Raw genomic sequence first — 24228 nt, forward strand, 5'->3', positions numbered from 1 at the left:
GACTGCGCACACCAAGGTGCATCCAGCCAGCCGGCCAAGATCTGTTGGTTAGAGCTCGTCGTCGCTGAACGCGGCGTCGTCCTCTTCGATGGCTGCGGCACGTGCTGCGAGATCGAAACCGGGAGGGGAGTCCTTGAGGGACAGGCCCAGTTCGACCAGCTTGGCCTTGACCTCATCGATGGACTTCGCGCCGAAGTTGCGGATGTCCATGAGGTCAGCCTCGGAGCGGGCAACGAGTTCACCCACGGTGTGGATGCCCTCACGCTTGAGGCAGTTGTAGGAACGGACCGTCAGGTCCAGATCCTCGATCGGCAGAGCCATGTCGGCTGCCAGGGCAGCGTCCGTCGGCGACGGGCCGATCTCGATACCTTCAGCTGCGGTGTTCAGCTCGCGGGCCAGACCGAACAGTTCCACCAGGGTGGTACCTGCCGAAGCAACGGCGTCGCGCGGGGCGATTGCCTGCTTGGTCTCGACGTCGACAATGAGCTTGTCGAAGTCAGTGCGCTGCTCAACACGGGTAGCTTCCACGCGGAAAGTAACCTTCAGGACCGGCGAGTAGATCGAGTCGACCGGGATGCGGCCGATCTCGGAGTCGCCGGACTTGTTCTGAGCTGCCGAAACGTAGCCGCGACCGCGCTCGATGGTCAGTTCGAGTTCGAACTTGCCCTTCGAGTTCAGCGTGGCAATGTGCAGATCCGGGTTGTGGAATTCGACGCCGGCCGGCGGAGCGATGTCCGCGGCCGTGACGACTCCCGGGCCCTGCTTGCGCAGGTAAGCAACAACCGGCTCGTCGTGCTCGGAGGAAACCGACAGGCTCTTGATGTTCAGGATGATCTCGGTGACATCTTCCTTGACACCCGGAACCGTGGTGAACTCGTGCAGCACGCCATCGATCCGGATGCTCGTTACAGAGGCACCGGGGATGGAGGAGAGCAGGGTACGGCGGAGGGAGTTTCCGAGAGTGTAACCGAAGCCCGGCTCCAGCGGTTCGATGATGAACCGTGAGCGGTTTTCGGAGACGACCTCTTCGGAGAGGGTGGGGCGCTGTGCAATGAGCACTTAGGTTTCCTTTCGGCGAGCATCCGCTATATGACGCAACACAGGTGGTGGAAAGATCGGTCTGGAGACTTAACGCGGCCGGGCCTGCCCGGACCGGTGAGGGTCCAAGCAAGCTCCTGGCGCTGGAAAGCCTTAGACGCGGCGGCGCTTCGGCGGACGGCAGCCGTTGTGGGCGCTGGGGGTGACGTCCTGGATGGAGCCAACCTCGAGGCCAGCGGCCTGCAGCGAGCGGATGGCGGTTTCGCGTCCGGAACCCGGTCCCTTGACGAACACGTCAACCTTGCGCATGCCGTGCTCCTGTGCACGCTTTGCGGCGGCTTCGGCGGCCATCTGGGCAGCGAACGGGGTGGACTTACGCGAGCCCTTGAAGCCAACCTCACCGGACGAAGCCCAGGAGATGACAGCACCGTTCGGGTCCGTGATGGACACGATGGTGTTGTTAAAAGTGCTCTTGATGTGCGCCTGGCCCAGCGCGATATTCTTCTTGTCCTTCTTACGCGGCTTGCGAACCGCGCCACGAGTCTTCGGGGGCATTTTTTCTCCTACAGAAAGTTATTGGGGGAAAGCCTACGCTTGGGCCCACACTTACCGGGTCCCTGAAATCGCGCCAGCGATTTAGGGGGCAAATGGGGTTTAGCGCGCCTTCTTCTTGCCTGCGACGGTGCGCTTCGGACCCTTGCGGGTACGTGCGTTCGTCTTCGTACGCTGACCGCGCACTGGCAGGCCCTTGCGGTGGCGAATACCTTCGTAGCTGCCGATTTCAACCTTGCGGCGGATATCAGCGGCCACTTCGCGGCGAAGGTCACCCTCAACCTTGTAGTTGCCTTCGATGTAGTCACGCAGCTCAACCAGCTGTGCGTCGGTCAGGTCCTTGACCCGAACGTCAGCGCTGATGCCGGTAGCAGCCAGGGTTTCGTGTGCACGGGTCTTGCCCACGCCGTAGATGTAAGTAAGCGCAATTTCCAACCGCTTTTCGCGGGGAATGTCTACGCCAGCGAGACGAGCCATATTGGCAGTACTCCTTGTATAAACCGGAGGTCGTAGGCAGTACACCCGCATTTTCAGTGCGGCCCCAGCCTCCGACCGGGGGTTAGCTGTCCGGGCCCAATACGTCCCAGTTCAGCTTGTGCTGCCTTTATTTACTTGCGTGGGTTAGCAACCCAGGATTTCCCGTGGAGGGAAATTAGCCCTGGCGCTGCTTGTGGCGCGGGTTCTCGCAGATCACCATGACCCGGCCATTACGGCGGATCACTTTGCACTTTTCGCAGATCTGCTTGACGCTCGGCTTGACCTTCATGGCGTTCCTTTGCGTGTGTCAGCTGGACCGGCCCTCGGCTGTTGCTCTGGCCGCCCAGTGTTTACTTGTAGCGGTAGACGATACGACCACGTGTCAGGTCGTAAGGGCTCAGCTCCACCACTACGCGGTCCTCGGGGAGGATCCTGATGTAGTGCTGGCGCATCTTTCCAGAGATGTGTGCCAGAACGATGTGCTTGTTGGTGAGCTCAACGCGAAACATCGCGTTGGGCAGCGCCTCGGTCACAACGCCCTCGATCTCAATGACCCCGTCCTTCTTGGCCATACCCTCCGCTAACTGTTGTTGCCGCAGCCTCCCGGTTTGCACCGGTCATGACCGCGGACGTTTTTGATTGGTTGGTTGATGCCACCCGACCACAAAAGGGCACAACGGGGCAGACAACCAACAGACAACACTACGCCATCGCGGTCCGATTGTTAAATCCGGAGTTAAATCCAGCCATCGTAGCGCACTCAGCGTCCGTACGCACCTAACGTCCCGGCTGCCGTCGTCACTGCCTCCGCCCGCGAGATCCCGTCAAGGATGGCAAGCCGGACGACGTCGGCGGCCGCGCTCTGCAATGTAATGAGGCTTACCTGCCGGGCCGTCGGGGTGCTGCGGTCAAGTGCGACGGCGCCCGTCGCCAGGGCGAACACGGTATCGCCGTCAGCGAGGGTGTGGCTGGGCGCCAGTGCCCGGGCCAGTCCGGCGTGGGCCGCCGAGGCGGTCCGCTTGCAGTCTGCCTTGTCCAGGACGGCATCGGTGGCGACGACGACGAGGGTGGTGTTGAGCGGCGGCGGCTCCTTCGGCGCGGTGACCGGCACGTTTGGGCCGTCCGCCGCGGGTTCCACCCGTAGCGGCGATGTGTCAAAAGGTAACCCCAGGGCATTGACTACCGCTAGGGCCGCTACAACGACCCCATTGTCTAAAGTGATGGAGGCGGTGCCCACTCCCCCTTTGTACGCGCCCCGGCCGATTGCCGCTCCCGTGCCGGCGCCTACGTTGCCGCGTTCGACGTCGTGCCCTTCCGGCTGCGCTGCCGCGGCTGCGGTAGCCGCGTAGCCCATCGCCTCGCCCGGGCGGGCGGAGAAATCGCCGCCGCGGCCCAGGTCGAAGATCGCGGCCGCCGGCACGATCGGAACGAGCCCGCCGGGGACGGGGAAGCCGCGGCCGTTCTCCTCGCACCAGCGCATGGCGCCGCCCGCGGCTGCGAGGCCAAAGGCACTGCCCCCGGTGAGGACCACGGCGTCCACGGTCTGGGACAACGTGGTGGGATCCAGCGAGTCCGTCTCATGCGTCGCGGGACCGCCGCCACGGACGTCCACCGAACCCACCGTTCCCGGCGGCGGCAGAATCACCGTTACCCCGCTCAGCCAGCCGCCGTCGGACTTCTGGACATGGCCTATCCGGATCCCGGCGACGTCGGTGATCGCTCCCGTTGCTCCCATGGCTCTATTGTGCGCCACGGCGCAAACCCCCGGCCTTCAGCGGCGCCAATTGCCCTGCGACGCGCAAAATCCCTGGCGCTACCCGTATTCGGGTGTCGCCAGGGATTTTGCGTGTCGCCAGAAAACTTGCGTGTCAGGGGATCGGGACGGGCACGACGCCGAGCGGCGCCAGTTTCGCCGCTCCCCCGTCCGGTGCCGAGAGGACCCAGATCCCCGTCTCGTGCACGGCGACAGAGTGCTCCCACTGGCAGGAGCGCTTGCCGTCCGTGGTGACAACCGTCCAGTCGTCGTCGAGGACGGCCGTGTCGATGCTGCCGCGGACCAGCATGGGCTCGATGGCAAGGCACAGCCCCGGGCGGATCTTCGGCCCGCGGTGGCCGGTGCGGTAGTTCAGCACGTCCGGCGCCATGTGCATCTCGGAGCCGATGCCGTGGCCCACATAGTCCTCCAGGATGCCCAGCGGCTTGCCGGGCACGGAGGAGACGTAGTCGTCCACCGCGTTGCCGATATCGCCGACGAATTTTCCGGTGGCCAGCGCTGCGATGCCCCGCCACATGGCTCCCTCGGTGACCTCGGACAGGCGCACGTCCTCGGGATCGGCGGTGCCGACAATCACGGTACGCGCCGAATCGGAGTGCCAGCCGTCCACGATCGCGCCGCCGTCGATCGAGATGATGTCGCCGTCCTGGAGCACCCGGCTGCCGGGGATGCCGTGGACCACTTCTTCATTCACCGAGGTGCAGATCGTGGCCGGGAACCCGTGGTAGCCGAGGAAGTTGGATTTGGCGCCGGCGTCCTGGAGCACGGCGGCGAAGACCTCGTCCAGCCGGGCCGTGGTGACACCCGGGGCCGCAGCGGCCACGGCTGCATCCAGGGCCCGGCTCAGGACAAGCCCGGCCTCATGCATCGTGCGCATCTGGGCGTTGGTCTTGTATTCAATGCGTGCCTGGCCGAATGCCATCTGTACCTCAGTGTTTTCTCTCGCGGTCCGGTGGCGCTTCACCCGGGCCTCCACCATGGGTCATCAACCCAAGTCTTCAAGCTCTATTCTCCCGCACCGGCGCAGCGGCCCGGAACGGACTGCCTGCGGCCCGTCCAACAGCGAAGGACGCGTCCCGTACACGATGGTACGGAACGCGCCCTTCTATGCTGCGGCTGTGTGCTGCGTTAGCCGCACTGCGCAAGCGTGGATCAGCGGATGCGGATCAGGCGGCCTGGGCCGACTTGATCGCTTCCATGACGCGCTCGGTGACTTCGTCGATGCGGCCGATGCCGTCCACCTGGGTCAGGATGCCGCGCTCGGCATACTTGGCCACGACGGGTTCGGTCTGCTCGTGGTAGAGGTCCAGCCGGTGACGGATAACGCCTTCGTTGTCGTCGCTGCGGCCAGTTTCCTTGGCACGGCCCAGGAGGCGGGTGACCAGTTCCTCGTCGTCCGCGGTGAGCTGGAGGACGACGTCAAGCTTCTGGTCGGCGCCGGCCAGGATCTCATCGAGGTAGTCCACCTGTGCGGTGGTGCGGGGGTAGCCGTCCAGCAGGAAGCCTGCCTCGACGTCGTCGTCGCTGAGACGGTCGCGCACCATCTTGTTGGTGACGCTGTCCGGGACGAAGTCGCCGGCGTCCATGTACTTCTTGGCTTCGACGCCGAGGGGAGTCTCACCCTTGACGTTGGCGCGGAAGATGTCTCCGGTGGAGATCGCAACGACGCCGAGGCGTTCCGAAATGCGTTCCGCCTGCGTTCCTTTGCCGGAGCCGGGAGGTCCGATAATCAACATTCTCGTCATCGCAAAAGCCCTTCGTAGTGACGTTGCTGTAGCTGCGCATCAATCTGCTTCACGGTCTCCAGACCGACGCCCACCATGATCAGGATCGAGGTGCCGCCGAACGGGAAGTTCTGGTTCGCGTTGATCAGGACAAGTGCAACCAGCGGGATCAGTGCCACGAAGCCGAGGTAGATGGCTCCGGCCAGGGTGATCCGGGATAGGACGTACTGAAGATAGTCCGCGGTCGGCTTGCCGGCGCGGATGCCCGGAATGAAGCCGCCGTACTTCTTCATGTTGTCCGAGACCTCTTCGGGGTTGAAAGTAATCGCAACATAGAAGTAGGTGAAAAACACAATCATGGCGAAATACAGTGCCATATAGATCGGGTGATCGCCCTTGGTGAGGTTGTTGTTGATCCACTCAACCCAGGGCTGCATCGGCTCGCCGGCCTTGGGCTGGTTGAACTGCGAGATCAGCCCCGGCAGGTACAGCATGGATGAGGCAAAGATGACGGGCACGACGCCGGCCATGTTCACCTTGATGGGGATGTACGTGCTGGTTCCGCCGACGGTGCGGCGGCCGATCATGCGCTTGGCGTACTGCACCGGGATCCGGCGCTGGGACTGCTCCACGAAGACCACGAGGGCCACGGTGAGCAGGCCGATAACCAAGACCAGGAAGAAGGTGCCGGGGCCCTGTGCCTTCCAGATCGCACCAAGCGAGCCCGGGAAGCCTGCCGCGATGGACGTGAAGATGAGCAGGGACATGCCGTTGCCGACGCCCTTCTCCGTCACGAGCTCGCCCATCCACATGATCAGGCCGGTGCCGGCCGTGAGCGTGATGATGATCAGGACCGTGGTGACGATGGAGCTGTCCGGGATGATGGGCAGCTGGCAGTTAGGCAGCAGCTGGCCGGACCGCGCCAGCGACACCAGCGTCGTGGCGTTGAGCAGGCCGAGCGCGATCGTGAGGTACCGGGTGTACTGGGTCAGCTTTGACTGCCCCGATGCGCCCTCCTCATACAGCTGCTGGAAACGGGGAATGACCACCCGGAGCAGCTGGACGATGATGCTGGCGGTGATGTAGGGCATGATGCCCAGGGCAAAAATGGACACCTGCAGCAATGCACCGCCGCTGAACAGGTTGACGAGCTGGTAGATCCCGCCCGTGGTCTGACCGTTCTGCAAGCATTGCTGGACATTCTGGTAGCTCACACCAGGCGAGGGGATGAAGGCACCCAAGCGGAAGATTGTGATGATTCCCAGCGTGAACAACAACTTGCGTCGCAGATCAGGCGTGCGAAAGGCCCGGCCGAATGCGCTAAGCAAGCGTCCTCCTGAGTAATAAGTAAAGTCGTGTGAGACAGGTCAAATAAACCCAACAACCGAGTCTAACGGGTGGAGGCGTCCGGCGAACAATCGGCGGGGCCCGGAAATTGAAAAAAACTCCCGGCACCGGGGGCCTGAGCCCCTGGTACCGGGAGTTTTCAACAACGGGCAACTGCCCCGCCGCCTCGTTAGAGGGCGGTGGTGCTTCCGCCTGCTGCGGCAATCTTGTCAGCGGCGCTGGCCGAGAATGCGTGGACGGTGACGTCAACCTTGACGGTGATGTCGCCGGTGCCCAGCACCTTGACGGGCTGGTTCTTGCGAACGGCACCCTTTTCGACCAGGTTCTCCACGGTGACTGCGCCACCTTCCGGGAACAGCTCGTTGAGCTTGTCCAGGTTTACAACCTGGTACTCAACCCGGAACGGGTTCTTGAAGCCGCGCAGCTTCGGCAGGCGCATGTGCAGCGGCAGCTGGCCGCCGGCAAAGCCAGCCTTGATCTGGTAGCGGGCCTTCGTACCCTTGGTACCGCGACCGGCGGTCTTACCCTTGGAACCTTCACCACGACCAACACGGGTCTTGGCGGTCTTGGCACCCGGGGCGGGACGCAGGTGGTGAACCTTCAGTGCGTTCTGCTTCTCAGCGGCGCCCTGTGCCTTTTCGGCGGTGTTCTTCTCTGCCATTTACTTCGCCTCCTCTACCTTTACCAGGTGCGGAACCGTGTTGAGCATCCCGACGGTCACGGCGTCGGCGGTGCGGACAACGGTGTGTCCGATCCGCTTCAGGCCGAGGGACCGCAGGGTGTCGCGCTGGTTCTGCTTGCCGCCAATGGCGGACTTGATCTGAGTGATCTCCAACTTTGCATCGGAGACAAGCACGTTCTTAGCCATGACTCAGACACCTGCCTTCTGGTTCAGGAGAGCCTTCACCATTGCCGGCGGAGCGATCTCATCGAGCGGGAGGCCGCGGCGTGCTGCCACTGCTGCCGGCTCTTCGAGGCGCTTCAGGGCATCAACGGTCGCGTGAACGATGTTGATGGCGTTGGAGGAACCGAGCGACTTGGAGAGGATGTCGTGGATGCCCACGCACTCCAGTACTGCACGGACCGGGCCACCGGCGATAACACCGGTACCGGCGGAAGCCGGTCGCAGCATGACGACGCCTGCGGCGGCCTCACCCTGAACGCGGTGCGGGATGGTGCTGCCGATGCGGGGAACGCGGAAGAAGGACTTCTTGGCCTCTTCAACGCCCTTCGCGATGGCGGCGGGAACTTCCTTGGCCTTGCCGTAGCCGACGCCGACCATGCCGTTGCCGTCACCGACGACGACGAGGGCGGTGAAGCTGAAGCGACGACCACCCTTGACGACCTTGGAAACACGGTTGATGGTTACGACGCGCTCTACGAACTGGCTCTTCTCGGCCTCGCGGCCGCCGTCACGGCCACCACGGCCGCCACGGTCGCCACGGCCCTGGCCGCGGTCGCCACGCTCGCCACGACGGGCGCCACCACGGCGGTCGTCAGTGGTAGCAGGCGCAGCGGTCTCAGTTGCCGGAGCAGCTACAGCTTCAGTCACCTGAATGTCCTTTTCGTTATTTTCGGTCACAGTGCCAGCCCACCTTCACGTGCGCCGTCAGCGACGGCGGCGATCCGGCCGTGGTACTTGTTACCACCGCGGTCGAAGACAACTGCTTCGATACCGGCAGCCTTGGCACGCTCGGCGACCAGTTCGCCAACGCGCTTGGCCTTGGCGGTCTTGTCACCGTCGAATGCACGAAGGTCGGCTTCCAGTGTGGAGGCGCTTGCCACGGTCAGGCCCTTGGTGTCATCGACAACCTGGACGAATACGTGACGTGCGGAGCGGTTGACGACCAGACGCGGGCGTACAGCCGTACCGGAGATGCGCTTGCGGATACGAAGCTGGCGGCGGCTGCGCTGGGCAGACTTGCTCTTGTTCGTACGCTTCTTGTTAATTGCGATCGCCATGGTTACTTACCAGCCTTTCCGACCTTGCGGCGGATGACTTCGCCTGCGTAACGGATGCCCTTGCCCTTGTAGGGGTCCGGCTTCCGCAGCTTGCGAATGTTGGCAGCAACCTCGCCGACCTGCTGCTTGGAGATACCTGAAACAGAGAGCTTGGTCGGGGTCTCAACTGCAAAGGTGATGCCGTTCGGTGCCGAGACGTTAACCGGGTGGCTGTAGCCCAGAGCGAACTCCAGGTCAGATCCCTTGGCCTGGACGCGGTAACCAGTACCGACAATCTCAAGCTTCTTCTCGTAGCCTGCGGTGACACCCTGGATCATGTTGGCGATCAGGGTGCGGGTCAGGCCGTGCAGCGAACGTGAGGCGCGCTCGTCGTTCGGGCGGGCGACAGTCAGGGTGCCATCTTCCAGGGAAACCTCGATCGGGCTGGCCACAGTGTGGCTCAGCTCGCCTTTGGAACCCTTGACGCTGACGACAGAGCCGTCAACCTTGACCTCAACGCCGGCAGGAACGGTGATGGGGAGACGTCCAATACGTGACATTATTCTCTTCCTTTCCCGTTACCAGACGTAAGCGAGGACTTCGCCGCCCACGCCCTTCTTGCCGGCCTGCTTGTCAGTCAAGAGGCCGGAAGAGGTGGACAGGATTGCGACACCCAGGCCACCGAGCACGTGCGGCAGGTTGGTGGACTTTGCGTAAACGCGCAGTCCCGGCTTGGAAATACGACGAACGCCAGCGATTGAACGCTCGCGGTTCGGACCGAACTTGAGCTCGAGGGTCAGCTTCTTGCCAACCTCAGCGTCTTCTTCTTTCCAGGAGGCGATGTAACCTTCAGCCTTCAGGATGTCGGCAACGCGTGCCTTGAGCTTGCTGTACGGCATGGACACGGAATCGTGGTATGCCGAGTTAGCGTTGCGCAGACGCGTAAGCATATCTGCGACGGGATCTGTCATTGTCATGTGGGCTCTTGCCCTTCCTCATAACGGTTTCCGCCGTGCCGGTTGTCCTGAACAGAATTCGGAACCAGCGCGGTCGGACCTTTTACGTAGCTAGATTAGTCTTCGGTCTTGAACGGGAAGCCAAGCGCCTTAAGCAGCGCGCGGCCTTCGTCGTCGGTCTTGGCAGTGGTCACGACGGTGATGTCCATGCCGCGAACGCGGTCGATGGAATCCTGGTCGATCTCGTGGAACATAACCTGCTCGGTCAGACCGAAGGTGTAGTTGCCGTTGCCATCGAACTGCTTGCCGCTGAGGCCACGGAAGTCACGGATACGCGGCAGAGCCAGCGTGACCAGACGGTCCAGGAATTCCCACATGCGGTCCCCACGCAGAGTTGCGTGTGCACCGATCGGCATGCCTTCGCGCAGCTTGAACTGTGCGATCGACTTGCGGGCCTTGGTTACCTGCGGCTTCTGGCCGGTGATCAGGGTCAGATCGCGGACAGCGCCGTCGATCAGCTTGGAGTCCTTGGCGGCATCTCCAACACCCATGTTCACAACGACCTTGACCAGGCGGGGAACCTGGTTGACGTTCTGGTACTTAAATTCCTCAGTCAGCGAGTTCTTGATGGAATCGGCGTACTTGGTCTTCAGACGAGGAACGATCTTGCTTGCCGGAGTCTCGAGAGTCTCAGTCATTAGATGTCCTTCCCTGAGCTCTTGGCCACGCGGACGCGCACTTCACGCTTCACGCCATCGCGCTCAACGGTCTCGGTGCGGAAACCGACGCGGGTGGGCTTCTTGGTGGACGGGTCAACCAGAGCCACGTTGGAGATGTGGATCGAAGCCTCGACGACCTCAATGCCACCGGTCTTGGTGCCGCGCTGCGACTGACCGACCTTGGTGTGCTTGGTTACGCGGTTAATGCCTTCAACCAACACGCGGTTGGTCTCCGGGAATACGCGCAGAACCTTGCCCTGCTTGCCTTTGTCGCCGCCGCGCTCAGCCTTGGCGCCAGTGATGACCTGAACGAGGTCACCCTTTTTGATCTTAGCCATGGACTAGAGCACCTCCGGAGCCAGAGAAACGATCTTCATGAACTTCTTGTCACGAAGTTCACGACCAACCGGTCCGAAGATACGGGTACCGCGGGGGTCACCGTCGTTCTTCAGGATGACGGCTGCGTTCTCGTCAAACTTGATGTAGGAACCATCCGCACGGCGGCGTTCCTTCTTGGTACGGACGATGACAGCCTTGACGACGTCGCCCTTCTTTACGTTGCCGCCCGGAATTGCGTCCTTGACGGTAGCGACGATTACGTCGCCAATGCCTGCGTAGCGACGGCCAGATCCACCGAGAACGCGAATGGTAAGGATTTCCTTAGCACCCGTGTTGTCGGCGACCTTGAGTCGCGACTCCTGCTGAATCACTATTTACTCCTTGCGTCGCGCTGGTTCTCAGACCGAAAATCTTCCTACGGAATGAGCCTTGCGGAACGGTTGATCGGGGTGTCTCTTGACCTGCCTGGATTTTGCCAGACCAGGCCTAAACGCCCGTGCCAAAAACATTTGCTTCCCAGACGGTTCCCGACGAGTCGGGGCGCGAGGGGGCACTATGCCGTGGCACGATTGTTTACGAGGTTGATGACGGCGCGCTAAAGGCGCCATACAAACTCAAAATCTTAGCACGTTTCGGGCGTATCCCCATATCACAGCCTTGGCGCGAGCACACGCCGGCCCACGCTCCCGACGGCGCGACACAGCAGCACAGCAGCACCGCACCGCAACTATCGACGACGGCGTCACGCAGGACAGGCTTTGGGCCCGCCTGCCGCAGCGCACCCCCCGGAAACCCGGCCTGCCGGCGTCGTGAGCCTCCCCAAAGCCTGTCTGGCGTGCCAGGACGCAGAACGGCGGCCGGCCATGGCAGCCCCGGCAACGGCTCCTACAACGACCGCCGGCAACGCAGAAGCCCCCGCTCCCCCAAAGGGGGAACGAGGGCTTCTGCTGTATCACCAGGCAGCAAAGTGCAGGTGTTACTTGGCCTTCTCGAGGATCTCGACCAGACGCCACCGCTTGGTAGCGGAGAGCGGGCGGGTCTCGGCGAGGAGCACGAGGTCGCCGATGCCGGCGCTGTTCTCTTCGTCGTGTGCCTTGATCTTGGCGTTGCGGCGGATGACCTTGCCGTAGAGGGCGTGCTTCACGCGGTCTTCGACCTGGACGGTGATGGTCTTTTCCATCTTGTCCGAGACGACGTAGCCGCGCTTCGTCTTACGGTAACCGCGCTCGTCAGCCTTGGCTGCGTCGGAAACAGTTTCCGTCACGTTCTCTTCCTTTTCACTCACTTGGCATCCTCCTCGGATTCAACCGTTTCAGCCTTGTCGGCCTTCTTGGTTGCAGCCTTCTTGGACTTCTTCTCTTCCTTGGCTTCCACAACCGGGGCGGCAACCTCGGCACGAATGCCCAGCTCGCGCTCACGGAGAACGGTGTAGATGCGGGCGATGTCCTTCTTTACCGCGCGCAGACGACCGTGGTTCTCCAGCTGACCGGTGGCGGACTGGAAACGCAGGTTGAACAGCTCTTCCTTGGCCTTGCGGAGTTCTTCAACGAGACGCTCGTTGTCGAAACCGTCCAGCTGTGCGGATGCAAGTTCCTTGGATCCTACTGCCATTTCTACTCACCACCTTCGCGACGCACAATGCGTGCCTTCAACGGCAGCTTGTGGATTGCCAGGCGCAGGGCCTCGCGAGCTACCTCTTCACTGACACCGGAGAGTTCGAAGAGAACCCGGCCCGGCTTGACGTTTGAGACCCACCATTCCGGAGAACCCTTACCGGAACCCATGCGGGTTTCGGCCGGCTTCTTCGTCAGCGGACGGTCCGGGTAAATGTTGATCCAGACCTTTCCGCCACGCTTGATGTGGCGAGTCATCGCGATACGGGCAGATTCGATCTGACGGTTCGTGACGTAGGCCGGGCTCAGAGCCTGGATGCCCCACTCACCGAAGGAGACCTGGGTACCGCCCGTAGCAGCGCCGGAACGACCCGGGTGGTGCTGCTTACGGTGCTTTACTCGACGTGGGATAAGCATTTAAGCCTGTCCTCCTTCTACTGCCGGTGCAGCTGCTTCGACAGCCGGAGCTTCGGCGGCAGCCGGAGCTGCCTCAGCTGCGGGGCGGTCGGGACGACGGCGGCGGTCACCACGGTCGGCGCCACCCGGGCGGCCCGGGCGGTCGCCGGCACGGCCACGGGACGGAGCAGCAGCTGCCTGCTGAGCCAGTTCCTTGGCAGTGACGTCGCCCTTGTAGATCCAGACCTTCACGCCGATGCGGCCGAAGGTGGTCTTGGCCTCGTAGAAGCCGTAGTCGATGTTCGCACGCAGGGTGTGCAGGGGCACACGGCCTTCGCGGTAGAACTCCGAGCGGGACATTTCTGCGCCGCCCAGTCGACCCGAGCAAGCGATCCGGATGCCCTTGGCACCGGCACGCTGTGCGGACTGCATGGCCTTCTTCATCGCACGGCGGAAAGCCACGCGGGAAGTCAGCTGCTCTGCAACGCCCTGGGCAACAAGCTGGGCTTCCATCTCGGGGTTCTTGACCTCGAGGATGTTCAGCTGTACCTGCTTGCCCGTGAGCTTCTCAAGCTCGCCGCGGATGCGGTCTGCTTCAGCGCCGCGGCGGCCGATGACGATGCCCGGACGTGCCGTGTGGATATCCACACGGACACGGTCGCGGGTGCGCTCGATTTCGACCTTGGCGATACCGGCGCGCTCCATGCCCGTGGACATGAGCTGGCGGATACGGATGTCTTCGCGAACGAAGTCCTTGTACCGCTGGCCGGCCTTGGTGCTGTCAGCAAACCAGTGCGATACGTGATCGGTGGTGATGCCGAGTCGGAACCCGTGCGGGTTAACTTTCTGTCCCACTTAGCGAGCCTCCTCTTTCTCCGGGGTAGCGACTACCACGGTGATGTGGCTCGTGCGCTTCTTGATCTGAAATGCACGACCCTGGGCTCGCGGCTGGAACCGCTTCATGGTCGGGCCTTCATCAACAAACGCTTCGCTGATGATGAGGTCACCTTCGTCAAACGCCACGCCGTCGCGGTCCGCGAGGACCCGGGCGTTGGAGATTGCCGACTGAACTACCTTGAATACCGGCTCCGAAGCTGCCTGGGGGGCAAACTTCAGAATTGCCAGAGCCTCATTCGCTTGCTTACCACGAACAAGGTTGACGACGCGCCGGGCCTTCATAGGCGTTACGCGGATGTGACGCGCAATTGCCTTGGCTTCCATTGCTTTCCTTCTCTCGTCTTTGACGTAAGTGCAGGCGCCTAGCGGCGCTTGCCCTTACGGTCGTCCTTGACATGGCCGCGGAATGTCCGCGTGGGAGCGAATTCGCCGAGCTTGTGCCCGACCATCGACTCAGTGACAAACACGGGGATGTGCTTGCGTCCGTCGTGTACGGCGATCGTGTGGCCGAGCATGTCGGGGACGATCATCGAACGGCGGGACCAGGTCTTGATGACGTTCTTGGTGCCCTTTTCGTTTTCCCTGGCTACCTTTACAAAGAGGTGCTGGTCAACGAAAGGACCTTTTTTCAGGCTGCGTGGCATGTGTCCAGGCTCCTATCGCTTGTTCTTGCCAGTACGACGGCGACGAACAATAAGCTTGTCGCTCTCTTTGTTGGGACGGCGGGTGCGGCCTTCGCGCTTACCGTTCGGGTTGACGGGGTGACGTCCACCGGACGTCTTACCCTCGCCACCACCGTGGGGGTGGTCAACCGGGTTCATGGCGACACCACGGACGGTCGGGCGAACGCCCTTCCACCGCATACGGCCAGCCTTGCCCCAGTTGATGTTCGACTGCTCGGCGTTGCCGACCTCGCCGACGGTTGCGCGGCAGCGCACGTCAACGTTGCGGATTTCGCCGGAAGGCAGACGCAGCTGGGCGAAACGGCCTTCCTTTGCAACGAGCTGGATCGATGCGCCGGCGGAGCGGCCCATCTTGGCGCCGCCACCCGGACGCAGTTCGACTGCGTGGATTACGGTACCGACCGGGATGTTGCGCAGCGGAAGGTTGTTGCCGGGCTTGATGTCAGCGTCGGCGCCGGCCTCTACGAAGTCGCCCTGGGACAGCTTGTTCGGGGCGATGATGTAACGCTTGGTGCCATCAACGTAGTGCAGGAGCGCGATCCGAGCCGTACGGTTCGGGTCATACTCGATTTCGGCAACGCGGGCGTTGACGCCGTCCTTGTCGTGGCGACGGAAGTCGATCAGACGGTACTGGCGCTTGTGTCCACCACCCTTGTGACGGGTCGTGATCTTACCGGAGTTGTTACGGCCACCCTTTTTCGGGAGGGGACGTACCAACGACTTTTCCGGCGTCGACCGCGTGATTTCAGTGAAGTCCGCTACGCTCGAGCCACGACGGCCCGGGGTAGTCGGCTTGTATTTACGGATTCCCATAATTTATTTCCTCGTTAAAGTGGTCTCCGCTATGAAAGCGGACCGCCGAAGATGTCGATAGTGCCTTCTTTGAGGCTCACAATTGCACGCTTGGTGTTCTTGCGGGTACCCCAGCCGAATTTGGTGCGCTTGCGCTTACCGGCACGGTTGATGGTGTTGATCGATTCGACCTTGACGGAGAAAATCTTCTCCACGGCCAGCTTGATCTCGGTCTTGTTCGAGCGGGGGTCCACCAGGAAGGTGTACTTGCCCTCATCGATCAGGCCGTAGCTCTTTTCCGAGACGACGGGTGCAAGCACGACGTCGCGCGGGTCTTTGATGGTGGCTGCGCTCACTTGGCATCCTCCTCGTTCTTTGCAACCTTGTCAGCAACAAATGCTTCGTAGGCAGCCTTGGTGAAGACTACGTCGTCGGAAACGAGAACGTCGTAGGTGTTCAGCTGGTCTGCGTACAGAACGTGAACATCCGTGAGGTTGCGCACGGACAGTGCAGCAACATCGTTGGCGCGCTCAATGACAACGAGCAGGTTCTTGCGCTCGGAAACTCCGCGCAGGGTTGCCAGTGCTTCTTTGGAGGACGGCTTGGAGCCGGCAACCAGGTCAGCAATGACGTGGACGCGGCCGTTGCGGGCGCGGTCCGAGAGTGCGCCGCGCAGTGCAGCAGCAATCATCTTCTTGGGGGTGCGCTGGCTGTAGTCACGCGGCGTGGGGCCGTGGACAACGCCACCACCGGTCATGTGAGGAGCACGGATGGAACCCTGACGGGCGCGGCCGGTGCCCTTCTGCTTGAACGGCTTGCGACCTGCACCGGAAACTTCGGCGCGGGTCTTGGTCTTGTGGGTACCCTGGCGAGCAGCAGCGAGCTGGGCAACGACAACCTGGTGCAGCAGCGGCACGTTGGTCTGTACGTCGAAGATCTCTGCAGGCAGGTCAACCTTGACAGTGCTAGTCATTGAACTAGGCTCCCTTCACGGCGGTGCGTACGAGTACGACCTGGCCGCGGGCGCCGGGGACGGCGCCCTTGATCAGGAGCAGCGACTTCTCGACGTCAACCGCGTGGACCGTGAGGTTCAGCGTGGTGTGACGAACGGCGCCCATGCGGCCGGCCATTTTCATGCCCTTGAAGACGCGGCTCGGGGTGGATGCGCCACCGATTGAACCGGGCTTACGGTGGTTCTTGTGGGCACCGTGGGAAGCTCCAACGCCGTGGAAGCCGTGACGCTTCATAACACCGGCGAAGCCCTTACCCTTGGTGGTGCCAACGACGTCGATCTTCTGGCCGGCTTCGAAGAGCTCTACGGAGAGCTCCTGGCCCAGCTCGTAAGAGGCAGCATCTGCAGTGCGCAGTTCTACGACGTGGCGGCGAGGCGTGACGCCTGCCTTTTCAAAGTGACCAGCCAGCGGCTTGGTGACCTTGCGGGAATCGATCTGGCCGTAGCCGATCTGAACGGCGACATAGCCATCAGTCTCTGCATTGCGCAGCTGCGTGATGACGTTCGAGTCAGCCTGGACCACAGTGACGGGGATGAGCTTGTTGTTCTCGTCCCAGACCTGGGTCATGCCGAGCTTCGTGCCCAGCAGGCCCTTTACGTTACGGGTTGCGGTCATAGTCTCTCAGCACCTCCCTACAGCTTGATTTCGATGTTCACGTCGGCCGGCAGGTCGAGACGCATGAGCGAATCAACAGCCTTGGGCGTGGGATCGATGATGTCGATAAGACGCTTGTGCGTGCGCATTTCAAAGTGCTCGCGGCTGTCCTTGTACTTGTGCGGAGAGCGAATAACGCAGTACACGTTCTTCTCCGTCGGCAGCGGCACGGGGCCAACTACAGTTGCGCCTGCGCGCGTGACCGTCTCAACGATCTTCCGTGCTGAAACGTCAATGACCTCGTGGTCGTATGACTTCAGCCGGATGCGGATTTTTTGTCCCGCCATGTCGCCTGACTCTCTTTCAGTCTGTGCTTCCCCTGATTAGGGCTGCCCTGTTCACTTACTAGTTGTATGGCTGCCGAAGCATTTGAAGTCGTGACTACCATCCGCCGCACAAGCTGAATCCGGAAGAATCCGGGTTCCTCAACCTGCCGACGTAACCGACCCCCGCGGTCGGGCGTGTCGTACGTTTTCACACATACGCGTCCGCAATTCCATGGGGAGTGGGTTATGTTTGGTCTCTCACTTGGACCCTGACACCCGGCATTATCCGGATCGGGACGCGAAAGAGCGCTTGAACAACTCATCTAGTATGCCGGAATTTGCGGGCAGAAGCGAATCAGCCACTGCAGGCAGTGCAATCACAGGAGTGCAATCACAGTAGTGGAATCACGGCAGTGCACTCCCTGCCCGGTAGCCATTGTCCTGAATCGCCGTCGAATGGATGATGGGGGCATGACTGTGCAGGATTCTGTAGCAGTTCAGGCCCTTGCCGCCCGCCTGAGCCCCGGATTCACCCTGGGCGTTGCCTCCGCGGCGTTCCAGATCGAGGGGAACCTCGCCGCCGGCGGCCGTGGACCCTCCGGCTGGGACGCGTTCGCCGAAAAGCCGGGCAACATCCTGCACGGCCACTCCCCCGCCGTCGCCTGCGACCACTACAACCGCGCGGACGAAGACATCGCGCTGATGCGGGAGCTCGGGATCGACTCCTACCGTTTCTCGATCTCGTGGCCCCGGGTCCAGCCTGAGGGCACGGGCCGCTTCAATGCCGCGGGACTGGATTTCTACGACCGCCTGATTGACCGGCTGCTCGCCGCCGGCATCTCGCCCATGGCCACCCTCTACCACTGGGATACGCCGCTGCCCCTCGAGCGCCGCGGCGGCTGGATGAACCGTTCGACGGCGGAGAAGTTCGCTGAGTACAGCGCGGCCGCCGGCAAGCGGTTCGGTGATCGCGTGGCGCAGTGGGTGACGCTGAACGAGCCGGCCTCGGTCACCCTCAACGGCTACGCCCTGGACGTCCATGCGCCCGGCCATGGCCTGCTGTTCGACGCCCTGCCGTCGGTGTGCCATCAACTCCTGGGCCACGGCCTGGCGGTGCAGGCGCTGCGGGCGGCGGGCGTCACCGGCGCCGTCGGCGTCACAAACCTGCATTCCCCCGTCCGGCCTGCTTCCGGGTCGCTGACCGACAGGCTGCTGGCTAGGGTCTTCGACCTCGTCCTGAACCGGCTCTACGCGGACCCGATCCTCCTGGGCCGTTTTCCCCGGCCGCCGCTGATCGCCCGGCCGTGGTTCCGTTCACTGCGGAGCATCACCGATGCGGACCTGGCCACGATCCACCAGCCGCTGGATTTCTACGGCCTGAACTACTACTACCCCGTGAAGGTGGCCACGGGACACGGCGTCCACAGCCCCTCCGGGCCCGCGGCGGCGATGCTGAAAATACCGTTCCACATGGCCGCGTTCCCGGAATACGAGCTCACGGGATTCGGCTGGCCCGTCGCTCCGGACCATCTGGGGATCCTGCTGCGGGAGCTGAAGGACAGGTACGGTGAGTCGCTGCCGCCGCTGTACATCACCGAGAGCGGGGCGAGCTTCCCCGAACCGGACCACGTCACCGGCCCCATCCCCGACGCCGGCCGGATCAGCTACCTCGCCGCACACCTCAGCCAGGCGGTGGAGGCCACCTCCCCCGGGGGTGTGGCCCACGACGTCGACCTGCTCGGCTACTACGTCTGGACGCTCATGGACAACTTTGAATGGGCGGCCGGCTACTCCCAGCGCTTCGGCCTGGTGCACGTGGATTTCACAACCCTCCGGCGAACGCCGAAAGACTCGTACTACTGGTACCAGGCCCTCGCAAGGGCCCGGCGGGCCTGAGTCCCGCCCAGGGCTACTGGTCGCGGTTTGCCCGGTTGATGCGCTTGGCGCGGTCGATCTCCTGGCGGAAGTGCTTCTTAGCCCAGAAGAAGGCGACGACGGCCGCGACGACGATCAGCAGAAAAATGAACCAGCCCACGGTGAGCTCCTTTCCCTTCCTGCAAAGGTATCAGGAACTTAAAAGGAACAGCCCCGCTGCAAGTGCAGCGGGGCTGTTCCCGATCCTCTGTTCAGCTGCCTGACGGCAGGCTGATCAGTGGTCAAGCATCAGATCAGCAAGTAATTACTTGACGATCTTGGTGACGCGTCCTGAACCAACGGTGCGGCCGCCTTCGCGGATAGCGAAGCCGAGGCCCTCTTCCATTGCGATCGGCTGGATGAGCGCAACGGTCATCTCAGTGTTGTCGCCAGGCATAACCATTTCCGTGCCTTCCGGCAGGGTGATAACGCCGGTTACGTCCGTGGTGCGGAAGTAGAACTGCGGGCGGTAGTTGGAGTAGAACGGGTTGTGACGTCCGCCTTCGTCCTTGGAGAGGATGTAGACGTTAGCCTCGAAGTCGGTGTGCGGGGTAATGGAACCCGGCTTGACGACAACCTGGCCACGCTCGACATCGTCGCGCTTCAGACCGCGGAGCAGGAGGCCACAGTTCTCGCCGGCCCATGCTTCGTCGAGCTGCTTGTGGAACATCTCGATACCGGTAACCGTGGTCTTCTGGACCGGGCGGATGCCGACGATCTCGACCTCAGAGTTGATCGCAAGGGTTCCACGCTCGGCGCGGCCCGTAACAACGGTGCCACGGCCGGTGATCGTGAAGACGTCTTCGATCGGCATCAGGAAGGGCTTGTCACGGTCACGTACGGGGTCCGGAACCGAGTTGTCGACAGCTTCCATGAGGTCCTCGATGGACTTGACCCACTCCGGGTCGCCTTCCAGAGCCTTCAGGCCCGAAACGCGGATGACCGGAGCTTCGTCGCCATCGAAGCCCTGCGAGCTCAGCAGCTCACGAACTTCCATTTCGACGAGGTCGAGGAGTTCCTCGTCATCGACCATGTCAGCCTTGTTCAGCGCAACCAGCAGGTAGGGAACGCCAACCTGGCGGGCGAGCAGAACGTGCTCACGGGTCTGAGCCATCGGGCCGTCAGTGGCGGCAACCACGAGGATTGCACCGTCCATCTGAGCAGCGCCGGTGATCATGTTCTTGATGTAGTCAGCGTGACCCGGAGCGTCTACGTGTGCGTAGTGGCGCTTCTCGGTCTGGTACTCAACGTGGGAGATGTTGATGGTAATGCCGCGCTGACGCTCTTCGGGAGCAGAGTCAATCGACGCGAAGTCACGCTTCTCGTTGAGAGTCGGGTACTTGTCGTACAGCACCTTGGAAATGGCGGCCGTCAGCGTCGTCTTACCGTGGTCAACGTGACCAATGGTACCGATGTTAACGTGCGGCTTAGTCCGCTCGAACTTTGCCTTTGCCACAGGTTCCTCCTAGAACGTTTTCAAATGACTTACCCTTCGGCCGCGCTTGTCGCGGCAGAAACTCCAGTAAGTCTACTTGGGGGGCTTTGGATTGGTGAAATTGCAGATTCAGGTACTAATGCTAGTGCCTAGAGCCTGTTCGTGCAGGCGGCCGAACTCCGGCCTGGCCGGACTACAGCTGACCGGAGCCCGGCCACTTGCACCAGATGAATCTCCGTTGGCGGAGACGCATCCGAGTTTTTGTTGCTGCGATTGGTCCTAAGGACTACTCGCCGCGGTTCTTCTGGATGATCTCGTCGGCGACTGCCTTCGGGACCTCGGCGTAGCTGTTGAACGTCATGGAGTACACAGCGCGGCCCTGGGTCTTCGAGCGCAGGTCACCGATGTAGCCGAACATGCCGGACAGCGGGACGTGTGCGCGAATAACCTTGACGCCCTGGGCATCTTCCATGGACTGCATCTGGCCACGGCGGGAGTTGAGGTCACCGATAACTTCACCCATGTATTCCTCAGGGGTGCGGACCTCGACATCCATCAGCGGTTCGAGCAGGACAGGGTTCGCCTTGCGTGCGGCTTCCTTGAAAGCCATACGGCCGGCGATCTTGAACGCCATTTCCGAGGAGTCAACATCGTGGTAAGCGCCGTCAATCAGCGTCGCCTTGATGCCAACAACCGGGTAACCGGCCAGGACGCCGTCGTTCAGCGCATCCTGGATACCGGCGTCCACCGACGGGATGTATTCGCGCGGAATACGGCCACCGGTGACCTTGTTCTCGAACTCGTACAGCTCACCGTCCGCAGTGTCCATCGGCGCGATCGCGATCTGGATCTTTGCGAACTGGCCGGAACCACCGGTCTGCTTCTTGTGCGTGTAGTCGTGACGCTCTACAGCACGCTTGATGGTTTCGCGGTAAGCAACCTGCGGCTTGCCGACGTTCGCCTCGACCTTGAATTCGCGGCGCATGCGGTCCACCAGGATGTCCAGGTGGAGCTCGCCCATGCCGGCGATGATGGTCTGGCCGGTGTCTTCGTTGAGGGAGACCTGGAAGGTCGGGTCCTCAGCGGAGAGCTTCTGGATGGCCGTGGAGAGCTTCTCCTGGTCACCCTTGGTGTTCGGCTCGATCGCAACCGAGATCACGGGCTCCGGGAAGCTCATGGACTCAAGCACGATCTGGTTGCTGGAGTCGCACAGGGTGTCGCCCGTGGTCGTATCCTTCAGCCCGATCGCTGCGTAGATGTGGCCAGCGGTAGCGCCGTCAACCGGCATTTCCTTGTTGGCGTGCATCTGGAACAGCTTGCCGATGCGCTCCTTCTTGCCCTTGGTGGAGTTAACCACCTGGGAACCGGCTTCGACGTGACCGGAGTACACGCGAATGAAGGTGAGCTGGCCGAAGAACGGGTGCGTGGCAATCTTGAACGCCAGAGCCGAGAACGGCTCTTCGGAAGACGGCTTGCGCGTCAGTTCCTTCTCTTCGTCGCGGGGATCGTGACCGATCATCGGCGGGACGTCGAGCGGGTTCGGCAGGTAGTCGACGACGGCGTCAAGCATCGGCTGGACACCGCGGTTCTTGAACGCGGAGCCACAGAACACCGGGTACAGCTCGGAATTGATCGTCATCTTGCGGATGCCGGCCTTGAGCTCGTCGGTGCTGATCTCTTCGCCCTCGAGGTACTTCTCCATAAGTTCTTCGGAGGCCTCGGCAACAGTCTCGACGAGAGTTGCGCGGTACTCTTCGGCCTTCTCCTGGAGGTCAGCCGGGATCTCGCGGATCTCGTACTTGGCACCCATGGTGACGTCACCCTTGGCGTCGCCGGGCCATACCAGCGCGCGCATGTAGAGGAGGTCGACGACGCCGACGAAGTCGTTCTCGGCACCGATCGGGAGCTGCATGACGAGGGGCTTGGCACCGAGGCGGCTGATGATGGTGTCGACGGTGAAGTAGAAGTCAGCGCCGAGCTTGTCCATCTTGTTGACGAAGCAGATGCGCGGAACGTTGTACTTGTCAGCCTGGCGCCAAACAGTCTCGGACTGCGGCTCCACGCCTTCCTTGCCGTCGAACACGGCGACTGCGCCGTCGAGGACGCGCAGGGAGCGCTCAACCTCGACCGTGAAGTCAACGTGGCCGGGGGTGTCGATGATGTTGATCTGGTTGTTTTCCCAGAAGCAGGTCACGGCGGCAGACGTGATGGTGATGCCGCGTTCCTTTTCCTGTTCCATCCAGTCAGTCGTCGAAGCGCCGTCGTGCGTTTCGCCGATCTTGTGGTTCACACCCGTGTAGAACAGGATGCGCTCGGTAGTAGTGGTCTTGCCGGCATCGATGTGGGCCATGATGCCGATGTTGCGGACCTTGCTAAGGTCGGTAAGCACGTCCTGTGCCACGGTGTCTCCCTTTCGGATGGACTGCACGTTCGCCGCCGGCTCAGTCGAGCCGGCGGCGTCCGGGAAGTATTACCAGCGGTAGTGTGCGAAGGCCTTGTTGGACTCGGCCATCTTGTGGGTGTCTTCGCGACGCTTCACAGCGGCACCGAGACCGTTCGAGGCATCCAGGATTTCGTTCTGGAGGCGCTCGGTCATGGTCTTTTCACGGCGGGCCTTGGAGTAGCCAACCAGCCAGCGGAGGGCGAGAGCCGTGGAACGGCCCGGCTTGACCTCAACGGGAACCTGGTAGGTGGCGCCACCAACGCGGCGGGAACGGACCTCAAGCGAAGGCTTGACGTTCTCCATGGCCTTCTTGAGGGCTGCAACGGGGTCGCCGCCGGACTTGGCGCGAGCACCCTCGAGTGCACCGTAAACGATGCGCTCTGCGGTGGACTTCTTGCCGTCAACCAGCACCTTGTTGATGAGCTGGGTGACCAGCGGGGAGCCGTAAACGGGATCTAGAACTAGCGGCCGCTTGGGGGCCGGACCCTTGCGAGGCATATTACTTCTTCTCCATCTTTGCGCCGTAGCGGCTGCGAGCCTGCTTACGGTTCTTGACACCCTGGGTATCGAGGGCGCCACGGACGATCTTGTAGCGGACACCCGGAAGGTCCTTCACGCGGCCGCCGCGGACGAGCACAATGGAGTGCTCCTGCAGGTTGTGGCCTACGCCGGGGATGTACGCGGTAACTTCAATGCCGCCGTTGAGGCGCACGCGAGCAACCTTACGCAGAGCCGAGTTCGGCTTCTTCGGGGTCGTCGTGTAAACGCGGGTGCAAACACCGCGGCGCATCGGGCTGCCGTTAAGCGCGGGAGCCTTGGTCTTCTTGACCTTAGGCGTGCGGCCCTTGCGGACCAGCTGGTTAATCGTAGGCACTCTCGTGTTCTCCGTTTTATCCGGAGCGGCCGTTGGCGGCCGCTCTCTTGTCGCTGCGCCTCGCCGCCCGAGCCTTGAAGTTCTCTCCAGAGCAGCTGAGGCGAAGCCTTAATAGTCGGACCGCACGCCGGGGTCCAAGGACTTTCGACCTGAACTGCCCCTAGGCATGCGAAAATGTGGCATACGTTGCACAAGAACCCTGCAAACCGGAAACGTCGTCCTGGTTGAACCTTTCAGCTGCAAGCTGTTTGACTCAAACCGGCGCACTCATCCACTGCCACAATAACAATTAGTCTCAAGTCTAACACGGACGGCTCCCAGCCCTTAATCGGCGGGGTTTAGCACCGGAAAGGCCCCTCCCCCTCGAGTGCTCCGGTACCG

35 protein-coding genes are annotated in these 24228 nt (G+C 62.1%); 1 reads left to right on the top strand and 34 read right to left on the bottom strand.

The features are described from left to right. Positions 1-48: 48 nt before the first annotated feature. The 29 genes from M2428_RS12380 to rpsJ form a co-directional block, all read right to left on the bottom strand. Positions 49-1059 carry a DNA-directed RNA polymerase subunit alpha gene (locus M2428_RS12380; RefSeq protein ID WP_277526269.1) on the bottom strand — a complete coding sequence of 337 codons (1011 nt, stop codon included), beginning with the start codon at positions 1057-1059 and terminating at the stop codon, positions 49-51. Between the two features lie 132 nt (positions 1060-1191). Beyond that, a complete protein-coding gene (gene rpsK / locus M2428_RS12385) occupies positions 1192-1593 on the bottom strand; it encodes a 30S ribosomal protein S11 (RefSeq protein WP_018773682.1) in 402 nt (133 codons plus the stop codon). A 99-nt stretch (positions 1594-1692) separates the two neighbouring features. Continuing rightward, positions 1693-2067 (bottom strand): 30S ribosomal protein S13, encoded by a 375-nt coding sequence (gene rpsM, locus M2428_RS12390; RefSeq protein ID WP_028275004.1) that lies wholly within the window; start codon positions 2065-2067, stop codon positions 1693-1695. Positions 2068-2242: 175 nt separating this feature from the next. Next, complete coding sequence (rpmJ, locus tag M2428_RS12395; protein WP_009358722.1) at positions 2243-2356, bottom strand: 50S ribosomal protein L36; 114 nt, start codon at positions 2354-2356, stop codon at positions 2243-2245. Positions 2357-2417: 61 nt separating this feature from the next. Continuing rightward, a complete protein-coding gene (gene infA / locus M2428_RS12400; protein WP_009358723.1) occupies positions 2418-2639 on the bottom strand; it encodes a translation initiation factor IF-1 in 222 nt (73 codons plus the stop codon). Positions 2640-2827: 188 nt separating this feature from the next. Next, the gene (locus M2428_RS12405; RefSeq protein ID WP_277526270.1) at positions 2828-3802 is read right to left on the bottom strand and encodes a P1 family peptidase; all 975 of its coding nucleotides are present in this window, start codon (positions 3800-3802) and stop codon (positions 2828-2830) included. 133 nt (positions 3803-3935) lie between these two features. Further along, positions 3936-4763 carry a type I methionyl aminopeptidase gene (gene map, locus M2428_RS12410; RefSeq protein ID WP_277526271.1) on the bottom strand — a complete coding sequence of 276 codons (828 nt, stop codon included), beginning with the start codon at positions 4761-4763 and terminating at the stop codon, positions 3936-3938. A 244-nt stretch (positions 4764-5007) separates the two neighbouring features. Then, the gene (locus tag M2428_RS12415; protein ID WP_277526471.1) at positions 5008-5577 is read right to left on the bottom strand and encodes an adenylate kinase; all 570 of its coding nucleotides are present in this window, start codon (positions 5575-5577) and stop codon (positions 5008-5010) included. A 5-nt stretch (positions 5578-5582) separates the two neighbouring features. Next, the gene (gene secY / locus M2428_RS12420) at positions 5583-6893 is read right to left on the bottom strand and encodes a preprotein translocase subunit SecY (RefSeq protein ID WP_277526272.1); all 1311 of its coding nucleotides are present in this window, start codon (positions 6891-6893) and stop codon (positions 5583-5585) included. A 188-nt stretch (positions 6894-7081) separates the two neighbouring features. Continuing rightward, positions 7082-7573: a 50S ribosomal protein L15 gene (rplO, locus tag M2428_RS12425; protein WP_018773677.1), complete on the bottom strand. Its 492-nt coding sequence runs from the start codon at positions 7571-7573 to the stop codon at positions 7082-7084. Then, positions 7574-7780 carry a 50S ribosomal protein L30 gene (gene rpmD / locus M2428_RS12430; RefSeq protein WP_018773676.1) on the bottom strand — a complete coding sequence of 69 codons (207 nt, stop codon included), beginning with the start codon at positions 7778-7780 and terminating at the stop codon, positions 7574-7576. 3 nt (positions 7781-7783) lie between these two features. Beyond that, positions 7784-8464 carry a 30S ribosomal protein S5 gene (gene rpsE / locus M2428_RS12435; protein ID WP_173403037.1) on the bottom strand — a complete coding sequence of 227 codons (681 nt, stop codon included), beginning with the start codon at positions 8462-8464 and terminating at the stop codon, positions 7784-7786. Between the two features lie 26 nt (positions 8465-8490). After that, positions 8491-8874 carry a 50S ribosomal protein L18 gene (gene rplR, locus M2428_RS12440; RefSeq protein ID WP_018773674.1) on the bottom strand — a complete coding sequence of 128 codons (384 nt, stop codon included), beginning with the start codon at positions 8872-8874 and terminating at the stop codon, positions 8491-8493. 2 nt (positions 8875-8876) lie between these two features. Further along, on the bottom strand, positions 8877-9413 hold the full coding sequence (rplF, locus tag M2428_RS12445) for a 50S ribosomal protein L6 (RefSeq protein WP_011692797.1): 537 nt from the start codon (positions 9411-9413) through the stop codon (positions 8877-8879). 18 nt (positions 9414-9431) lie between these two features. After that, a complete protein-coding gene (gene rpsH, locus M2428_RS12450; RefSeq protein ID WP_056425243.1) occupies positions 9432-9830 on the bottom strand; it encodes a 30S ribosomal protein S8 in 399 nt (132 codons plus the stop codon). Positions 9831-9925: 95 nt separating this feature from the next. Continuing rightward, positions 9926-10507, bottom strand: coding sequence for a 50S ribosomal protein L5 (gene rplE, locus M2428_RS12455; protein WP_091563108.1), 582 nt, complete (start codon positions 10505-10507; stop codon positions 9926-9928). After that, positions 10507-10866: a 50S ribosomal protein L24 gene (rplX, locus tag M2428_RS12460; RefSeq protein WP_024366125.1), complete on the bottom strand. Its 360-nt coding sequence runs from the start codon at positions 10864-10866 to the stop codon at positions 10507-10509. The genes rplE and rplX overlap by 1 nt, the downstream gene beginning before the upstream one ends. A 3-nt stretch (positions 10867-10869) precedes the next feature. Beyond that, on the bottom strand, positions 10870-11238 hold the full coding sequence (gene rplN, locus M2428_RS12465) for a 50S ribosomal protein L14 (protein WP_003803789.1): 369 nt from the start codon (positions 11236-11238) through the stop codon (positions 10870-10872). Positions 11239-11843: 605 nt separating this feature from the next. After that, positions 11844-12152, bottom strand: coding sequence for a 30S ribosomal protein S17 (gene rpsQ, locus M2428_RS12470; protein WP_277526273.1), 309 nt, complete (start codon positions 12150-12152; stop codon positions 11844-11846). After that, positions 12149-12478, bottom strand: a complete 330-nt coding sequence (gene rpmC / locus M2428_RS12475; protein ID WP_091563107.1) for a 50S ribosomal protein L29 — start codon at positions 12476-12478, stop codon at positions 12149-12151. The genes rpsQ and rpmC overlap by 4 nt, the downstream gene beginning before the upstream one ends. Before the next feature lie 2 nt (positions 12479-12480). Continuing rightward, on the bottom strand, positions 12481-12897 hold the full coding sequence (gene rplP, locus M2428_RS12480; protein ID WP_018773668.1) for a 50S ribosomal protein L16: 417 nt from the start codon (positions 12895-12897) through the stop codon (positions 12481-12483). Next, positions 12898-13731 (bottom strand): 30S ribosomal protein S3, encoded by an 834-nt coding sequence (gene rpsC / locus M2428_RS12485; protein WP_277526274.1) that lies wholly within the window; start codon positions 13729-13731, stop codon positions 12898-12900. After that, complete coding sequence (gene rplV / locus M2428_RS12490; RefSeq protein ID WP_003803798.1) at positions 13732-14097, bottom strand: 50S ribosomal protein L22; 366 nt, start codon at positions 14095-14097, stop codon at positions 13732-13734. 38 nt (positions 14098-14135) lie between these two features. Continuing rightward, the gene (gene rpsS, locus M2428_RS12495) at positions 14136-14417 is read right to left on the bottom strand and encodes a 30S ribosomal protein S19 (RefSeq protein WP_018773666.1); all 282 of its coding nucleotides are present in this window, start codon (positions 14415-14417) and stop codon (positions 14136-14138) included. Positions 14418-14429: 12 nt separating this feature from the next. Then, on the bottom strand, positions 14430-15269 hold the full coding sequence (rplB, locus tag M2428_RS12500) for a 50S ribosomal protein L2 (RefSeq protein WP_026266473.1): 840 nt from the start codon (positions 15267-15269) through the stop codon (positions 14430-14432). Positions 15270-15298: 29 nt separating this feature from the next. Further along, a complete protein-coding gene (rplW, locus tag M2428_RS12505; RefSeq protein ID WP_018773664.1) occupies positions 15299-15604 on the bottom strand; it encodes a 50S ribosomal protein L23 in 306 nt (101 codons plus the stop codon). Continuing rightward, the gene (rplD, locus tag M2428_RS12510; protein ID WP_277526275.1) at positions 15601-16221 is read right to left on the bottom strand and encodes a 50S ribosomal protein L4; all 621 of its coding nucleotides are present in this window, start codon (positions 16219-16221) and stop codon (positions 15601-15603) included. Before rplD ends, rplW begins: the two co-directional genes overlap by 4 nt. A 4-nt stretch (positions 16222-16225) precedes the next feature. Then, entirely contained in the window at positions 16226-16876 is a 651-nt protein-coding gene (gene rplC, locus M2428_RS12515; protein ID WP_091563100.1) for a 50S ribosomal protein L3, read from the bottom strand. Between the two features lie 17 nt (positions 16877-16893). After that, on the bottom strand, positions 16894-17202 hold the full coding sequence (gene rpsJ, locus M2428_RS12520) for a 30S ribosomal protein S10 (RefSeq protein WP_003803825.1): 309 nt from the start codon (positions 17200-17202) through the stop codon (positions 16894-16896). Between the two features lie 450 nt (positions 17203-17652). On the opposite strand from rpsJ, the gene M2428_RS12525 reads away from it, so the two are divergent. Beyond that, on the top strand, positions 17653-19077 hold the full coding sequence (locus tag M2428_RS12525) for a GH1 family beta-glucosidase (protein WP_277526276.1): 1425 nt from the start codon (positions 17653-17655) through the stop codon (positions 19075-19077). A 13-nt stretch (positions 19078-19090) separates the two neighbouring features. Here the strand turns inward: M2428_RS12525 and M2428_RS12530 are convergent, their stop codons facing one another. From M2428_RS12530 to rpsL, 5 genes are all read right to left on the bottom strand, one after another. Beyond that, entirely contained in the window at positions 19091-19216 is a 126-nt protein-coding gene (locus M2428_RS12530; RefSeq protein ID WP_277526277.1) for a hypothetical protein, read from the bottom strand. A gap of 144 nt (positions 19217-19360) precedes the next feature. Beyond that, the gene (tuf, locus tag M2428_RS12535; protein ID WP_090575294.1) at positions 19361-20551 is read right to left on the bottom strand and encodes an elongation factor Tu; all 1191 of its coding nucleotides are present in this window, start codon (positions 20549-20551) and stop codon (positions 19361-19363) included. 265 nt (positions 20552-20816) lie between these two features. Beyond that, the gene (gene fusA / locus M2428_RS12540) at positions 20817-22931 is read right to left on the bottom strand and encodes an elongation factor G (protein ID WP_277526278.1); all 2115 of its coding nucleotides are present in this window, start codon (positions 22929-22931) and stop codon (positions 20817-20819) included. A 69-nt stretch (positions 22932-23000) separates the two neighbouring features. Further along, positions 23001-23471 carry a 30S ribosomal protein S7 gene (gene rpsG / locus M2428_RS12545; RefSeq protein WP_011692813.1) on the bottom strand — a complete coding sequence of 157 codons (471 nt, stop codon included), beginning with the start codon at positions 23469-23471 and terminating at the stop codon, positions 23001-23003. A 1-nt stretch (position 23472) separates the two neighbouring features. Next, a complete protein-coding gene (rpsL, locus tag M2428_RS12550; protein WP_018773658.1) occupies positions 23473-23847 on the bottom strand; it encodes a 30S ribosomal protein S12 in 375 nt (124 codons plus the stop codon). Positions 23848-24228: the final 381 nt, after the last annotated feature.

The sequence above is a fragment of the Arthrobacter sp. ES3-54 genome, assembly GCF_029504395.1.
Lineage (GTDB): Bacteria > Actinomycetota > Actinomycetes > Actinomycetales > Micrococcaceae > Arthrobacter.

Bases quoted from the DNA above. Each gene is read 5' to 3' on its own strand.
- rpsK (WP_018773682.1), bottom strand. From the start codon at position 1,593: ATGCCCCCGAAGACTCGTGGCGCGGTTCGCAAGCCGCGTAAGAAGGAC.
- rpsM (WP_028275004.1), bottom strand. From the start codon at position 2,067: ATGGCTCGTCTCGCTGGCGTAGACATTCCCCGCGAAAAGCGGTTGGAA.
- rpmJ (WP_009358722.1), bottom strand. From the start codon at position 2,356: ATGAAGGTCAAGCCGAGCGTCAAGCAGATCTGCGAAAAGTGCAAAGTG.
- infA (WP_009358723.1), bottom strand. From the start codon at position 2,639: ATGGCCAAGAAGGACGGGGTCATTGAGATCGAGGGCGTTGTGACCGAG.
- M2428_RS12405 (WP_277526270.1), bottom strand. From the start codon at position 3,802: ATGGGAGCAACGGGAGCGATCACCGACGTCGCCGGGATCCGGATAGGC.
- map (WP_277526271.1), bottom strand. From the start codon at position 4,763: ATGGCATTCGGCCAGGCACGCATTGAATACAAGACCAACGCCCAGATG.
- M2428_RS12415 (WP_277526471.1), bottom strand. From the start codon at position 5,577: ATGTTGATTATCGGACCTCCCGGCTCCGGCAAAGGAACGCAGGCGGAA.
- rplO (WP_018773677.1), bottom strand. From the start codon at position 7,573: ATGGCAGAGAAGAACACCGCCGAAAAGGCACAGGGCGCCGCTGAGAAG.
- rpmD (WP_018773676.1), bottom strand. From the start codon at position 7,780: ATGGCTAAGAACGTGCTTGTCTCCGATGCAAAGTTGGAGATCACTCAG.
- rplR (WP_018773674.1), bottom strand. From the start codon at position 8,874: ATGGCGATCGCAATTAACAAGAAGCGTACGAACAAGAGCAAGTCTGCC.
- rplF (WP_011692797.1), bottom strand. From the start codon at position 9,413: ATGTCACGTATTGGACGTCTCCCCATCACCGTTCCTGCCGGCGTTGAG.
- rpsH (WP_056425243.1), bottom strand. From the start codon at position 9,830: ATGACAATGACAGATCCCGTCGCAGATATGCTTACGCGTCTGCGCAAC.
- rplE (WP_091563108.1), bottom strand. From the start codon at position 10,507: ATGACTGAGACTCTCGAGACTCCGGCAAGCAAGATCGTTCCTCGTCTG.
- rplX (WP_024366125.1), bottom strand. From the start codon at position 10,866: ATGGCTAAGATCAAAAAGGGTGACCTCGTTCAGGTCATCACTGGCGCC.
- rpmC (WP_091563107.1), bottom strand. From the start codon at position 12,478: ATGGCAGTAGGATCCAAGGAACTTGCATCCGCACAGCTGGACGGTTTC.
- rplP (WP_018773668.1), bottom strand. From the start codon at position 12,897: ATGCTTATCCCACGTCGAGTAAAGCACCGTAAGCAGCACCACCCGGGT.
- rplV (WP_003803798.1), bottom strand. From the start codon at position 14,097: ATGGAAGCCAAGGCAATTGCGCGTCACATCCGCGTAACGCCTATGAAG.
- rpsS (WP_018773666.1), bottom strand. From the start codon at position 14,417: ATGCCACGCAGCCTGAAAAAAGGTCCTTTCGTTGACCAGCACCTCTTT.
- rplB (WP_026266473.1), bottom strand. From the start codon at position 15,269: ATGGGAATCCGTAAATACAAGCCGACTACCCCGGGCCGTCGTGGCTCG.
- rplD (WP_277526275.1), bottom strand. From the start codon at position 16,221: ATGACTAGCACTGTCAAGGTTGACCTGCCTGCAGAGATCTTCGACGTA.
- rplC (WP_091563100.1), bottom strand. From the start codon at position 16,876: ATGACCGCAACCCGTAACGTAAAGGGCCTGCTGGGCACGAAGCTCGGC.
- rpsJ (WP_003803825.1), bottom strand. From the start codon at position 17,202: ATGGCGGGACAAAAAATCCGCATCCGGCTGAAGTCATACGACCACGAG.
- M2428_RS12525 (WP_277526276.1), top strand. From the start codon at position 17,653: ATGACTGTGCAGGATTCTGTAGCAGTTCAGGCCCTTGCCGCCCGCCTG.
- rpsG (WP_011692813.1), bottom strand. From the start codon at position 23,471: ATGCCTCGCAAGGGTCCGGCCCCCAAGCGGCCGCTAGTTCTAGATCCC.